Genomic DNA, 14215 nt, shown 5'->3' with positions numbered 1-14215 from the left:
GCGCGGGCCGGCGACCGCCCGCCACGAGCCCGCTCCGCTGACCGCCCGCCACGAGCCCGCCCGGCTGCCCCGCGGCCGTACCGGCGGCGCCGGCCTCGCCAGGCGGATCCGGTCGCCACCGCCGACCGGCGTCGGTGGCGAGCCTGGCTCAGATCTCCAACTCGCGGGCGACCGCGTGGACCAGTTGAGCCACGGTCTGCGCGGTCTTCTTGTCCGGGAAGCGACCCCGGGACAGCACCGGCTGCACCTTCGCCTCCAGCACCTTGATCATGTCCTCGATCAGGCCGTGCAGCTCCTCCGCCGGGCGCCGGCGAAGCTCCGCGATGGACGGTGGCGCCGCCAGCAGCTTCACACCGAGGGCCTGCGCGCCCCGGCGACTGTCCACCACACCGAACTCGACCCGCTGGCCGCTCTTGAGGTCGGTGACACCAGCAGGCAGCGCGCCCTTCGGCAGGAACACGTCGCCACCCTCGTCGCTGGTGACGAACCCGTATCCCTTGGTCGCGTCGTACCACTTCACTCGACCCGTGGGCACCTGTAGACCTCGACTCCCCTGAGATTGCTTTCTCACAAGGCTAGCCGCATCACCCGCGGTAGCGCCTGTGGGAATCCCGTAAGGTCGCCCAGCACCAGCTCCGCGCCAGCCGAACGCAGCTCCTCCGCGTCGCACGGTCCCGTGGTCACCCCGATCCCGGGTATACCCGCGGTACGCGCCGCAATCATGTCGCCGACGTGGTCGCCGACATAGAGTCGTACGCCGTGCGCGGTCAACGCGGTCGCCTTGCCCTCGGCGAAGAGGTCGCCGGCCAGATCGTCGACCTCCAGCCCGACGTGCTCCAGGTGCAGCCGGGCGAGCCGGCCAAGCTTCGACGTCACCACCACCACCCGCAGCCCGCGCTTCCGGACCTCCGCGACCGCCTCGGCAGCGCCGGGCAGCAGACGCGAGGTGGTGACGGCATACTCGGGGTAGAGCGCCCGGTACGTCCGGACCGCCTCCTCGACCCGATCCGGCGGAAACCAGCGGCGGATCTCCTCCCGCAGCGGCGGGCCGAGCCGGCTCACCACCGCCTCGGTGTCGACGTACACGCCGGTCACCTCGGTGAGCTTCCGGAACGCGGCGGCGATCCCGGGGCGGGTGTCGAGCAGTGTCATGTCGAGGTCGAACCCGACGGCGGCAGGGGTGTTCACCGGGCCATGGTGCCACGGCGCGATTCGGCCGGATCGGTGGCGGGGAACCGGGCGGGACCGCGGGCGACCGACCCGGGCCGGCGGCGCGGGCCTGGAGGACGGCGTCCCGCCCGGCGACTGGCAGGCCGCATCGACACCGGGCCGGATAGCGTGGGAAGACGATGACCACACTCGCCGACCACCTGCGGGCGCTGCCCGACGAGGCGCTCGCCGCCCTGTTCCGGCTACGTCCGGATCTCGTCGTGCCGGTACCAACCGATTTGTCCGCTCTCGCGGTCCGGGCCCAGTCCCGGGTGTCGGTCGCCCGTGCCCTGGACGGACTCGACGAGTTCACCCTGCAGATCCTCGACGCGGCCCGGCTGACCCGCCGACCCGACACGTCGTCTCCCGACCCGGGCGGGGGCGAACCCCGCGCCGCGACGGGCGAGACCTCGGTCGAGGAGATCGTGGCCTTCGCCGTCGGGAACGCCACCGGCGAGCGGCGGCGGAGCGGGGTGGCTGCCGTCCGGGCCGCGGTCGACCGGCTCCGCGCGCTCTTCCTGCTCTACGGGCCGGAGGATGCGCTGCGGGTCGCGGCCGGCGTGGACGAGGTCTGCTCGCCGTACCCGGCGGGGTTGGGGCGACCCGCGGCCGAGCTGGACCCGGAGGCGGCGGCCCTGGTCGCGGACCCGGCCCGGCTGCGCCGCACCCTGCTGGCCGCGCCGCCACCGGCCCGCGCGATCCTGGACCGGCTCGCCGCCGGACCTCCGGTCGGCACCCGCCCCGCCCCCGACGCGGAGTCCGCGGGCCCGGTCGCCTGGCTGGTCGAGCAGAAGCTGTTGGTCCCCGTCCCGGGGGCCGGTGGCTCCGGGCGGCCGGCCACCGTCGAGCTGCCTCGGGAGATCGGGCTGCTGCTGCGCCGCGACGCCGGCCCGCTCGGGCCGATGCGGCCGCAGCCCCCGGCGGTGACCGGCCCGGAACGGGAGCTGACGGTCGTCGACTCGGCCGGGGCGGGCCAGGCGATGGAGGCGGTACGGCACACCGAAGCGCTGCTGGAGCTGCTCGCCGCCGAGCCCGCCCCGCTGCTGCGCTCCGGCGGACTCGGCGTCCGGGACCTACGCCGGCTCGCCAAGACCACCGGGCTGGACGAGTCGACCGCCGCCCTGCTGCTGGAGGTGGCGTACGCCGCCGGCCTCCTCGGCGAGCTGGACCTGCCCGGCGCCACCACCCGTGCCGGCGCCGACCAACAGATCCTCCCCACTGTCGGGTACGAGGGCTGGCGGGACGCCGCGCTGGCCCACCGCTGGGAGCAGCTGGCCCGGGCCTGGCTGACCATGACCCGCCAGGTGGGCTTGATCGGGCAGCGGGACGACCGAGACCGAGTGATCACGCTCTTCTCTCCCGAGGCGGAGCGGGCCGGGGCTCCGGCGCTTCGGCGGGCCGTTCTCGGCGTCCTCAACGACCTGGCTCCGGGGACCGCGCCGGCCCCGGACGACGTGGTGGCGCTGCTCGCCTGGGCCACCCCGCGCCGCAGCCTCGGCCGGGAGGCGGGGCAGCGCGAGGTGCTGGCCGAGGCGGCGCTGCTCGGGGTGACCGGGCTCGGTGCCCTCACCTCGTACGGCAGGCTGCTGTTCGCGCAGTGGGTGGCCGGGGACACCCGGCTCGCCGAGTCCAGCGACGACCCCCTCGGGGTACGCGCCGACGCCGACGGGGCGGCTGGCGGCGGATCACCGGCGGTCCGGGCCCTGGACACGCTGCTCCCGGCCCCCGTCGACCACTTCCTGCTCCAGGCCGACCTGACCGTGGTCGTCCCCGGGCCGCCCGAGCCGGCCCTCGCCGCCGAGCTGGCCCTGGTCGCCGAACCGGAGTCGGCCGGCGGGGCCAGCGTGCACCGGGTCACCGCGGCGAGCGTGCGACGCGCCCTGGACGCCGGGTACGCCGGCGAGGACCTGCACGCCCTCTTCAAGCGGCGGTCCCGGACGCCGGTACCGCAGGGGCTGACGTACCTGATCGACGACATCGCCCGGCGGCACGGCGGGCTGCGAATCGGCCCGGCCGGGGCGTACCTGCGCAGCGACGACGAGGCGCTGCTGACCGAGGTGCTGGCCGACCGCCGGCTCGCCGCGCTGGGGCTGCGTCGGCTGGCGCCGACCGTGCTCACCACCCCGCACCTGGCAGGGCGACTGCTGACCGCGCTCCGCGAGGCCGGGTACGCGCCGGTCTCCGAGGACGCCAGCGGAGCCACCGTGCTGACCCGGCCGAAGGTACGCCGGGCGCCGGCGCGCGGCTCGGTGGCGAACCGGGCGACGGACCCGCTCGCCACACCCCGGCTGACCACGCCTCGGTTGCTCGGCATCGTCGAGCAGGTCCGCCGGGGCGACGCCGCTGCCCGGGCCGCCCGGCGGGCGCCGATCCCGGTCCGAGGCGGCGGGAAGCTCGACGGCGGCCCGGCGATGCCGCACACCCAGGCGCTGACCGTGCTCCAGCAGGCCGTCCGGGACCGGGCGCGGGTCTGGGTGGGCTACGTCGACGCGCACGGCGCGACCGCGTCCCGGCTGGTCCGGCCGGTCTCGATCGGTGCCGGCTACCTCCGGGCCGAGGACGAGCGGACCGAGATGCTGCACACCTTCGCCCTGCACCGGATCACCGCCGCGGTGCGGGACGAGTAGCGACCCGGCCGGGCGACGGTGTCGGGCGAGGCGGCCCGTCGCGGTGGCCGGGCGACGTCCCGCGCGGCCCGGCCGCGGCGGCGCGAGACACCGCGGCGGCGGGGAGGCGCGGCTCCGCTGCGGCCGCCGCGCTCAGTCGCGGCGGCTGCGGCGTACGGTGCCGACGACCGAGACGATCAGCAGCAGCGTGAACGCGGCTCCGAGCCCCTCGCCGAGGGACTCGACGAAGCCCTGCCGCTGCACCAGCCAGCCGAAGAGCACCCAGATCACCAGAAGCACCGCGACGGTGGCGTACGCCAGCACGGTGGCCCGGGAGACCGGCTCGGCGGGCGCCGGCGCGGGCCCGCCCCGGGAGGCGGCCGACCGGGCCGCTGCGGCGTCGGCCGGAAGAGCGGCCGGGGGATCTGTCTCGGGTCGCATCTCGCCGACCGCCATCTGCCAACCTCCCGCCACGCTACCCCGCCTCTAGACTCGCATCTGCTCGCCGCTTACGACAGGTCGCAGCGCCCATTTGTCCGCGGCGAGGTGCCGCAGATGCCGACGGCGCCGGGCGCCGGCGATGGGGACGCCGGAGCGGACGACGTCCCGAGCCCGCCGACGCGCTGGTCATGGCGACGACGCCGGCGGAGGCGCGGTCAGGTGCCGGGGCGGCGGCCGAAGACGTGCACCCGGGTGCCGACCGTGCCGAGGCTCCAGAGCCGGCGGGCGTCGGCCGGCAGCAGGTTGACGCAGCCGTGCGAGCCGATCGACCCGTCGTGCAGGTAGGTCGTGGTCTGGTGGAACCCGATCCCGCCGACGAAGCGCTGCCAGTACGGCAGCCACACCTCGTACGGGTCGGACCACTCCTTCACGTTCCGGAAGTTGATTGTGTACGTCCCCGCCGGCGTCGCGTACCCCCGCATGCCGGTGCGGGTGACGGTCGGCGGCATGACCACTCGCCCGTTTCGGACCGCCCAGACGGTCTGCCGGGTCAGGTCGACGCAGAACGTCGTACCGGAGCCGGCCCGGCACCGGTCGGTGTCGGTCTCGGCCAGGCGGCGGGCGACGGCGGCGGTGAGCGGGCCAGCCCGGCCGTGGGCGGGCCGGATGTCGTACCGGCGCTGGAACCTCTTGATCGCCTCGCAGTCGGCGGCCGACTGCCGGCCGTCGACGGTGATCGTGCCGAAGCCACCGAGCCGGGCGAGGTACCCCTCGACCTCGCGCTGCCGCTCGCCCTGCGGGCAGCCGGCCGGCTTCCGGGTGGGGGTCGGCTTCGGCGAGGTGCGTCGGGCGGGCTCACCGGCCGGACTGGCGGTCGGCGTCGACGTCGGTCGGGTCTTCGTCGGCGACGGACGGGCGCGGTTGTCCCGTTGCGGCGTGGGCGACGCACTCGCCCCCGTTGTCTCCTCCGTGTCGCCGACCGGCCGGAGTCCCCCCGCGTCCGACGAGCCGGTCGACGATTCGAGCGCGCACGCACCGACGCCGAACAGGGTGACCGCCACCAGAGCGACGAGACGGGTGCCGAAACGTGCGGATACCATCTGGTCCTCCCCAGGAGCCGTCGCCTGCTATAGACGCCCAAGAGTGCCGGTCGGGTTGCGTCTGGTGAAGAAATTTTCCGCCTCGTTATCCGGGTGCGACACTTGGGGGTCGGCGCGCAACCGGCTGACCAGGAACGGAAGGGCGTGGGTGTGAGCGGCGGACCACTGATTGTGCAATCGGACAAAACCCTGCTGTTGGAGGTCGACCACCCCGACGCGCAGGCGTGCCGGATGGCGATCGCGCCGTTCGCCGAGCTGGAACGCTCGCCAGAGCACGTGCACACGTACCGGCTCACCCCGCTCGGCCTGTGGAACGCCCGGGCGGCCGGGCACGACGCCGAGAGCGTGGTCGACGCGCTGCTGCGGTTCTCCCGCTACCCGGTGCCGCACGCGCTGCTGGTCGACGTCGCCGAGACCATGGACCGGTACGGCCGACTCCAGCTCGTCGCCCACCCCACCCACGGCCTGGTGCTGCGGGCTCTGGACCGGATGGTCCTGATCGAGGTCGCCAAGAGCAAGAAGCTCGCCGGGATGCTGGGCGCCCGGATCGACGACGACACCGTCGTCGTGCACCCGTCCGAGCGGGGCCGGCTCAAGCAGGCGCTGCTCAGGCTCGGCTGGCCGGCCGAGGACCTGGCCGGGTACGTCGACGGCGAGGCGCACCCGATCGAGCTCCGCACCGACGGGTCCGACGGCCGGCCCGCGTGGGAGCTGCGGTCGTACCAGCGGGAGGCGGTGGAGCAGTTCTGGGCTGGCGGGTCGGGCGTGGTGGTCCTACCCTGCGGCGCCGGCAAGACCCTGGTCGGGGCGGCGGCGATGGCGCGGGCGAAGGCGACCACGCTGATCCTGGTGACCAACACCGTCGCCGGGCGGCAGTGGAAGCGGGAGCTGGTCGCCCGCACCTCGCTGACCGAGGACGAGATCGGCGAGTACTCCGGGGAGCGTAAGGAGATCCGGCCGGTCACCATCGCGACGTACCAGGTGCTGACGGCGCGGCGCGGCGGTGCCTTCACCCACCTGGACCTCTTCAACGCCCGTGACTGGGGCCTGATCATCTACGACGAGGTGCACCTGCTGCCGGCGCCGATCTTCCGGTTCACCGCCGACCTCCAGGCCCGACGCCGGCTCGGCCTCACCGCGACGCTGGTGCGGGAGGACGGCCGGGAGGGCGACGTCTTCTCGCTGATCGGCCCGAAGCGGTACGACGCGCCGTGGAAGGACATCGAGGCCCAGGGCTGGATCGCCCCGGCCGAGTGCGTCGAGGTCCGGGTCACCCTGACCGACGCCGAACGGATGACGTACGCGGTCGCGGAGCCGGAGGAGCGCTATCGGGTGGCGGCGACCGCCCGGACCAAGTTGCCGGTGGTCCGGGCGCTGGTGCAGCGGCACGCGGGCGAGCAGGTGCTGGTGATCGGCGGCTACATCGACCAACTGCACGAGCTGGGCGAGACCCTCGACGCGCCGATCGTGCAGGGCTCGACGACGAACCGGGAGCGGGAACGGCTCTTCGACGCGTTCCGCGCCGGTGAGCTGCGGACGCTGGTCATCTCGAAGGTGGGCAACTTCTCCATCGACCTGCCGGAGGCGGCGGTGGCGATCCAGGTCTCCGGCACCTTCGGCTCCCGTCAGGAGGAGGCGCAGCGGCTCGGCCGGGTGCTCCGGCCGAAGGCCGACCGCCGGCAGGCGCACTTCTACACCGTGGTCTCCCGGGACACCATCGACACCGAGTACGCCGCACACCGGCAGCGCTTCCTCGCCGAGCAGGGGTACGCGTACACGATCGTCGACGCCGACGACGTCCTCGGCCCGCCGGTTCCCCGGGTGGAGTGACGCGGGTGGCTTGAGGGCCGCCGGGCACCTCGGGACCGGCCGGGGCGTCTCAGGACCGGGTGGGCAGCTCCGGGCCGGGCTGGAGCAGCGGGGCGAGGAGGTCGCCGTACTCCTCGACCCGGTCCAGCACCTCGGTGGCGGGGAACTGACGGACGGCGCCGGCCTCACCATCGGCCGCCGCCTCCACCTCGGCCCAGGTCAGCGGCGTGGAGACCGAGGGGATCGGCTGGGCCCGCAGCGAGTACGGCGCGACCGTGGTCTTGGCCGCGTTGTTCTGACTCCAGTCGATGAAGACCTTGCCGGGGCGGAGCCGCTTCGCCATCTGCGCGGTGATCGACTTCGGCACCTCGCGGGCCAGTTCCGCGGCGACCCGGCGGGCGTAGCCGGAGACGACGTCGGCGGACTGCCGGCCGGAGACCGGGCAGCAGAGCTGCATCCCCTTCTTGCCGGAGGTCTTCGGATAGCTGGCCACGCCGTCCCCGGCCAGCCGTTCCCGCAGCAGCAGCGCGACCCCGCAGCACTCGGCCAGGCCGGCCGGGGCGCCCGGGTCGAGGTCCATCACCATCAGGTCGGGGTGGGCCCCGATCTTCCACTGCGGAGTGTGCAGTTCCAGGGCGGCAAGGTTGGCCAGCCAGACCAGGGTCGGCAGGTCGTCACAGACGACGTAGTCGAGCATCTCCCGGCCCTTCGACGAACCGGGCGCGGGCAGGGTCTCCAGGCGTACCCACTCCGGAGTGCCGGCCGGGGCGTTCTTCTCGAAGAATGAGTTCGCCTCGACCCCGTTGGGATAGCGGATCCGGGTCACCGGCCGGTCGCGCAGGTGCGGCAGCAGGACGCCGGAGATCCGGGTGTAGTAGTCGATCACCTCACCCTTGGTGAACCCGGCGGCCGGGTAGAGCACCTTGTCCAGGTTGGACAGCTCCAGGTCGCGGCCCTCGACCTCGACCCGTACCCGCTGCTCGGCCGGCATGCTCCACTCCCTCCTCGCTCCCGGCGGGCGATCCCGCCGACGGGCGCCGCCCACGCCGTCGCCGTGGGCCGCGACCGGCGCGCCTCGATCGGCCCGTCCACCGGGCCGCCGCGACCCGGCCCCTCGCTCGGCCCGCCGCGCCGACGCCTCCGGCGGCCCGGCCCACCGGTCAGCCCGCCTCGCCGACGTTCGCGGCGGCCCGGCTTACCAGTCAGCCCGCCTCGCCGACCTCCGCGGCGGTCCGGTCCGGCCGCAGCCGGCGGATCCGGGGAAAGCGCAGCCGGCCATCCGGCGTGCGCTGGCCGTACTTCACCTCCACCACGATCTCGGGACGTACCCAGATCGCGCCCCGGGCATCCTCCCGGGGCACCGGGTCGACGAACGGCGACGCCGCGACCCGACGCGGCTCCAGGACCGCGAGCAGCTCCCGCTCGATCGCCGCGCCGATGCCGCCACCCACCCGGCCGCGGTAGACCAGGCCGGGCCCGCCGCCCGGTGCCGGCACCCCGACCAGGAGGCCACCGATCCGGCGTACGCCGGGGCGCCACCCGCCGACCACGAAGTCATCGGTCACCTCCCGCTTCACCTTGACCCAGTCCGGCGACCGGACCCCCGGCCGGTAGACCGAGTCGAGCCGCTTGGCGACCACCCCCTCCAACCCGTGCTCGCCGGCGGCCTCGTACGTGGCGACCCCGTCGGCGAAGACCGGCGGCACCGCCCAGCGTGGTCCGGCCAGCCCGAGCGCCTCCAGCGCCTCCCGCCGCCGCCGGTACGGCCAGCCGGTCAGATCCGCACCGTCCCGGCGCAGCAGGTCGAAGATCATGTACGTCACCGGCAGGCTGGCCGCCAGCCGGGCCGCCCGATGGGGCTGACGGACGTGCATCCGCTCGGCCAGCGCGGTGAACGACGGCTGCCCGCTCTCGGTCAGCACCACCACCTCGCCGTCGAGCACCGCGTGGGCCAGTCCGCGCGCGACGAGCTGCGCGCCGAGCGGGGCGAGCTCGGGATAGGCGACCGTGATCTCCACCCCGGAACGGGCGTAGAGCCGCAGCGCGCCCCCCGCGACATCGGCGATCGCGCGTACCCCGTCCCACTTGAACTCATGCCCCCAGCCGGGGCCTGTGGGCAGTTCCCCGGTGCTGGCGAGCATCGGCTTGACCGGCGGGCCGGGCACGACCTCACTCTAGGACCGCGCGAAACGCTCGCGGAGGGATTCGATCCGATGCGATCCTGGTCCACACCGGTGGTGTTCGGTACGGCGTCGGAGGGTAGTACCGGCTGGTCAAGGGGGTTCTTTCACTCGGCGGGGTGAATTCGACGCCCGGATGGGGAAGGTGCGGGTCATGCGGGCTATCTGGCGCGGCGCCGTCTCGTTCGGCCTGGTCTCGATCGGGGTCCGGGTCTACTCAGCAACCGAGGAGAAGGACATCCGCTTCCACCAGGTGCACCGCACCGACGGCGGTCGGATCCGGTACAAGCGGGTCTGCTCGCTCGACGGCGAGGAGGTGCCCTACGAGGACATTGCCAAGGGATACGACCTCGGCGGTGGCGAGATGGTGATCCTCACCGACGAGGACTTCGCCGAGCTGCCGCTGAGTACGTCGCACGCGATCGACGTGCTGGAGTTCGTACCCGCGGAGCAGATCGACCCGATCCTCTACAACAAGGCGTACTACCTGGAGCCGGACAACGCGGCGACCAAGCCGTACGTGCTGCTGCGGGACGCGCTGACCGACTCGGAGCGGGTGGCGGTCGTCAAGGTGGCGCTGCGGCAGCGGGAGCAGCTCGCCACGCTGCGGGTCCGGGAGGGGGTGCTGGTGCTCAACACCATGCTCTGGCCGGACGAGATCCGCCGGCCGGACTTCGCCTTCCTGGACGAGAAGATCACCGTACGCCCGCCGGAGCTGGCGATGGCGAGTTCCCTGATCGACTCGATGGCCGGGGACTTCGAGCCCGACGTCTTCACCGACGACTACCGGGCCGCGTTGCAGGAGGTCATCGATGCCAAGGTGGAGGGGCGGCAGGTGGTGCAGCCGGAGGAGGTCGAGGAGGCCCCGGCCGCGGCGATCGACCTGATGGCCGCGCTGCGCGCCTCGGTGGAGCGGGCCCGGGCCGCTCGGGGCGAGGCCCCGAGCGGTGCCGGGGTTGGCCAGCCCACGCCGATCTCGGCGGCGAAGTCGGCCAAGCAGGCCGCCGCGAAGAAGGCCGGGGAGAAGAAGGCCGCGGCGAAGAAGGCGGTCGGCGAGGCCGGTGGCGGGCAGGCGAAGAAGACCACGGTGAAGAAGGCCGGAGAGAAGAAGGGCGCGGCGAAGGCGGGTGGTACGAAGAAGGCCACCCCGGCCAAGAAGACCCCGGCGAAGAAGACCACCCGCAGGTCCGCCTGAGGTGTCCCGAGGTACGCCGCGCCGCATCCGGTGGAACCACGCGTACCACCGACTCGCCCCGGTCGGGGCCTCAGTACGCCGGAGGAACGCCGAACGGGTACGCCGCCGGGGGCGGATCGGCGTGGTGGGCCGCGCAGTGCGCCGCGCGCGCCTCCGGCCCGGTGAACGGCGGTACGTAGCTGGTCAGCGCCGCCAGACCGGCAGCGGTCGCCGCTGCACTCGACTCGATGTCGGCTTCCACCAGCGCCCGGGCGAACGGGGTGGGCGCGGTGGCCAGCCGTACCGCGTTCCGCCAGGCCTGCTCGCGCCAGGCGACGATCAGCTCCAGGACCATCGCCGGTGCGATCCCGACGTCGAAGCCGGCCGGGTCGTATCGGGCGACCAGCTCGGCGAACAGCGGATCCACGAGCCCGGCCAGGATCTCGTTGACCCGGTCGTGGTCGGGCTTGCGGCTGCTGCCGTCCGGCGCGGTCAGCCCAACCCGTTCCAGGACGTACGGCAGGTCCCGGTTGATGTGGGCGTTCATGCCGAGCATCAGGTCGCCGGCGCCGGTGAGCCGGCGGTCGCGGGCCGCGTCGAGGGCGGCGAGCCAGGCCAGCGGCACCGCGGAGCGACGACCGGCGGCCCAGTCGTCGTACGCCCGGTAGTAGTACTCGGCGAAGAGCGCGCCCTCCCGGTTGACCCACCGGGGGTCGGCGAAGAAGCCGTCTTGGTCCCGGCTCCACCTGTAGCCCTGAGTCGTCCGCAGGTAGGCGAGGGCGAAGGTGGCGTGGTGCCCGCAGGCCCGGCCGAGCGCGCCGAAGCGCGCGGTCAGCTCGGCGATGGTGCCGTCCACGCACTCGTTCCCGCCCTCCGGGCAGGTTTCCGGCACCTCGGCCGCCCGGGTCGCGTCCGTGGTCTCTGGTGCCCCGCCGGCCGCACCCCGCGCGGCACCGGAGACCACGGTGGAGCCCGGGTCCGCCGCGCCGCCGGGCACTCCGGCCGGGGCCGGCGGGGCCGCGGCGGCCGGTGAAGCGCACACCAGCACGCAGGCCGCCCCCAGCAGGATCGCGAGCGCTGATCGAATTCTGAGCTGTCCGCGCATCTCAGCCCCCCCCTACGAGCAATGATCGACGTCGATGTCGAGCATCATTCCGAAGCTGAGTGACGAATCATTAACGCCGGTCCGGTACCCGACTCGCCGGATCCGGCACGGGCGGCCCGCGCCACGGTGGCCGACCGCGCGGCGCCGGGTACGCGCGTCGTCGGGGTCGGCGCCGAGACCGGTGGCACGACGGGGCCCCGGCGCCACGCCGGGCGGCGCCGGGGCCCGTCCAGCCCGGTCAGCGGTTGCCGAGCACCTTCACCTCGGCCAGACCGGCCCGGGCGTACGGCAGGTCGGGCAGGTCGGTGACGGTGACCCGGACGTACCGGCCGAGCCCGGTGAAGAGGGCGCGCTGGGTGGCGTCGGTCCGGTCGTTGGTCGACCGGTCCAGCACCCGGACCCAGTGCTCGCCGTCGGTGGAGGTCTCCACGACGTAGCCGTACCGGAACTCGCCGCCGTGGACGTCGCCGACCGGCACGTCGGCGCACTGCCCGGTGGCCGGTCCGGCGACCCGGTTCGTCGCGCCGTCCCGGACCGGGGCGGGCGCGTTCTCCCGACAGGTCAGCGGGCCGGCGACGGTGTTGGCCGAGACCACGACCGGGACGTCCCCGGTCCGGTTGCCGATCAGGCTGACCGGGCCGCCCACCTGGTTGCCCGAGAAGACCAGCCGGCCGGTGGTGCCGGCGACCGAGACCGGGCCGGCGATCCGGGTGCCGGTCACCTGCACCGCCCGGGCACCGAGCGCGGCGAGCGGTCCGGTGATGGTGGCGTCGGTGGCGGCCAGCGCGGACCCCGGCAGCACGGTGACCGGGCCGGTGACGGTGCTCCCGGCGGCCAGGCAGGTCACCCCGGCCGAGACCGTCAGCGGACCGGTGTGCCGGCCGGCCACGGTACGGGTGCAGGCGGCCCGGAGGTCGGTCGCCGGGAGGGTGAGCTCGATCCCGGTCAGCGTGTACCAGCGGCCCAGGTCCACCTGCCAGCTCTGGCCGGTGCCGGCCGAGGCGGCCCACCAGGCGGTGGTCGGGTCGCCGTCGTTGCCGTGCTCGGCCGGGTGGCCGGGCAGTGCTCCGCTGGCCCGCGCCGGGCGGGCCGCGGAGAGGGTGACCGGGCTGTCCCCGGCCGTGTAGCGGGTGTAGTTGTAGAGGCGCTTGGCCTGGGGCAGCGGGCGTCCGGTCACCTTGGCGGCCAGGTCGCAGGGGCCGTTGCTCTTGATCGTCACGGAGCTGCCCTGGACGTACTCGATGACCTCCTCCTTGTCGTCACCGCAGAAGTCCGCGTGCCACAGCCGGGCGGCGGAGTCCAGGACGCTGATCACGTCCCCGGCGCCGTTCATGATCGTGGTCGGCTCGCCGCAGCCCCGGTTCCACACCATGATCAGGTCGCTGTAGTCGCCGGTCCAGTTGTGGATCGGCTCCGGGATCGAGCCCCAGCAGCCCCGCGTCTCACGGGCCTCCTTCCAGACCATGTTCCCGGCGACGTCCAGGAGGAAGAGGCCGTCGTAGCCGTTGGCCGTACGGTCGATCCGGTCCAGGCCCAGGGACTCCAGGCCCGGCAGGTCGGGCAGGTAGTCGCCGGTCATGATGTTCTGGGTCTCGACGATGTCGCTGTTGCGCCAGATCTCCTCGCCGGTACGCCCGTTGAACGCGATCGCGGCGTCGCCGCCGAGCATCAGTTCGAGTTCCTCGTTGCCGGTGATGTCGGCCATCCACATCGTGTCGGCGTGCCCGGTGCCGTCATGCCGCCAGAGCAGCTCGCCGTCCGGGCTGAGCATGTCGTAGCCGACCATGATCTCCTGGCGTCCGTCTCCGGTGAAGTCGTACGGCCAGGGGTAGTGTCCGGTGTTCCCCCTGTGGGTCCAGAGCAGCTCGCCCTGGTTGTTCAGCGCCCAGACGGTGTCGTACCGGTCCTTGAGGATGATCTCGCGGGCCGTGTTCCCGCCGCTGAGGTTGGCGAAGATGATCGCGTCGTGCGCCTGCGGGTGCGGCAGGGCGAAGTCCCGGACGAGTTGGCCGGTGCGCCCGTCGAAGATCATGAAACGTCCCTCGGCGGAGGTGTCGCCGTCGGGGTGCATGATCGCCACGACCTCGTTGTCCCCGTCGCCGTCGACGTCGTGCACCTGGGCGGGGATGTCGCTGCCGTTGTTGCGGCCCCGCGGGTCCACCCGGCCGGCCTGCCAGAGCAGGGTGCCGTCGAGGTCGTACGCGGTGAGGGCGGCGACGAGCGCGCCCTCGTACCGGTCGTCGGCGATGTAGTGCGGCTGCATCATCACCACGTCGAGCCGGCCGTCACCGGTGACGTCCCCGAGCAGCGGTCGGGCCCCACCTCCGGCGGCACTGGTGTCGAAGCGGGTCACCACGGTCGGTTCGACCTGGGCCGCCCGGCTCGCCGTCCCGGCGGCGGAGCCGTCCCCGTCGGGGATGGTCCCGGTCGTGGCGGCGGCCGGATCGGGCGGGCCGGCCAGGGTCAGCAGCAGGGCGAACGCGGCGCCGGCACCGAGCCGGCGGGCACGTCTCGTCGATGAGCTCCGGGACATCGGGGACCTCCGGATTCGACCAGGCGGTATGAACCGTTTCAAAAACGTGAACGCAAGA

General features: G+C 73.8%; 11 protein-coding genes. 3 read left to right on the top strand and 8 right to left on the bottom strand.

Annotated features, from left to right (window positions below):
- Window positions 1-148: 148 nt before the first annotated feature.
- Both EF879_RS03815 and EF879_RS03810 read right to left on the bottom strand, forming a co-directional pair.
- Window positions 149-535 carry a cold-shock protein gene (locus tag EF879_RS03815; protein ID WP_123554635.1) on the bottom strand — a complete coding sequence of 129 codons (387 nt, stop codon included), beginning with the start codon at window positions 533-535 and terminating at the stop codon, window positions 149-151.
- Window positions 536-567: 32 nt separating this feature from the next.
- On the bottom strand, window positions 568-1152 hold the full coding sequence (locus EF879_RS03810; RefSeq protein WP_123555360.1) for an HAD family hydrolase: 585 nt from the start codon (window positions 1150-1152) through the stop codon (window positions 568-570).
- Between the two features lie 197 nt (window positions 1153-1349).
- On the opposite strand from EF879_RS03810, the gene EF879_RS03805 reads away from it, so the two are divergent.
- Complete coding sequence (locus tag EF879_RS03805; protein WP_123554633.1) at window positions 1350-3836, top strand: helicase-associated domain-containing protein; 2487 nt, start codon at window positions 1350-1352, stop codon at window positions 3834-3836.
- 132 nt (window positions 3837-3968) lie between these two features.
- Here the strand turns inward: EF879_RS03805 and EF879_RS03800 are convergent, their stop codons facing one another.
- Window positions 3969-4271, bottom strand: a complete 303-nt coding sequence (locus EF879_RS03800; RefSeq protein ID WP_123554631.1) for a hypothetical protein — start codon at window positions 4269-4271, stop codon at window positions 3969-3971.
- 200 nt (window positions 4272-4471) lie between these two features.
- Window positions 4472-5356 (bottom strand): L,D-transpeptidase family protein, encoded by an 885-nt coding sequence (locus tag EF879_RS03795; protein WP_123554629.1) that lies wholly within the window; start codon window positions 5354-5356, stop codon window positions 4472-4474.
- A gap of 150 nt (window positions 5357-5506) precedes the next feature.
- Here EF879_RS03795 and EF879_RS03790 point away from each other — a divergent pair, with 150 nt between their 5' ends.
- Window positions 5507-7186 carry a DNA repair helicase XPB gene (locus EF879_RS03790; protein WP_123554627.1) on the top strand — a complete coding sequence of 560 codons (1680 nt, stop codon included), beginning with the start codon at window positions 5507-5509 and terminating at the stop codon, window positions 7184-7186.
- Window positions 7187-7235: 49 nt separating this feature from the next.
- On the opposite strand, the gene ligD (EF879_RS03785) is transcribed toward EF879_RS03790, so the two are convergent.
- Both ligD (EF879_RS03785) and ligD (EF879_RS03780) read right to left on the bottom strand, forming a co-directional pair.
- Window positions 7236-8156, bottom strand: coding sequence for a non-homologous end-joining DNA ligase (gene ligD / locus EF879_RS03785; RefSeq protein ID WP_123554625.1), 921 nt, complete (start codon window positions 8154-8156; stop codon window positions 7236-7238).
- Window positions 8157-8367: 211 nt separating this feature from the next.
- A complete protein-coding gene (gene ligD / locus EF879_RS03780; protein WP_123554623.1) occupies window positions 8368-9330 on the bottom strand; it encodes a non-homologous end-joining DNA ligase in 963 nt (320 codons plus the stop codon).
- 169 nt (window positions 9331-9499) lie between these two features.
- On the opposite strand from ligD (EF879_RS03780), the gene EF879_RS03775 reads away from it, so the two are divergent.
- The gene (locus tag EF879_RS03775) at window positions 9500-10540 is read left to right on the top strand and encodes a Ku protein (protein ID WP_123555358.1); all 1041 of its coding nucleotides are present in this window, start codon (window positions 9500-9502) and stop codon (window positions 10538-10540) included.
- A 70-nt stretch (window positions 10541-10610) separates the two neighbouring features.
- Here EF879_RS03775 and EF879_RS03770 read toward each other — a convergent pair whose 3' ends face one another.
- Together EF879_RS03770 and EF879_RS03765 are read right to left on the bottom strand one after the other, a co-directional pair.
- Window positions 10611-11624, bottom strand: coding sequence for a DUF5995 family protein (locus EF879_RS03770; RefSeq protein WP_148086347.1), 1014 nt, complete (start codon window positions 11622-11624; stop codon window positions 10611-10613).
- Window positions 11625-11862: 238 nt separating this feature from the next.
- Entirely contained in the window at window positions 11863-14157 is a 2295-nt protein-coding gene (locus EF879_RS03765; RefSeq protein WP_123554619.1) for a hypothetical protein, read from the bottom strand.
- Between the last annotated feature and the right edge of the window lie 58 nt (window positions 14158-14215).

It is taken from the genome of Micromonospora sp. HM5-17, assembly GCF_003762835.1.
Lineage (GTDB): Bacteria > Actinomycetota > Actinomycetes > Mycobacteriales > Micromonosporaceae > Plantactinospora.
Note: the sequence above shows the minus strand (reverse complement) of the source record. Positions and strands in the feature narration are given on the sequence as shown.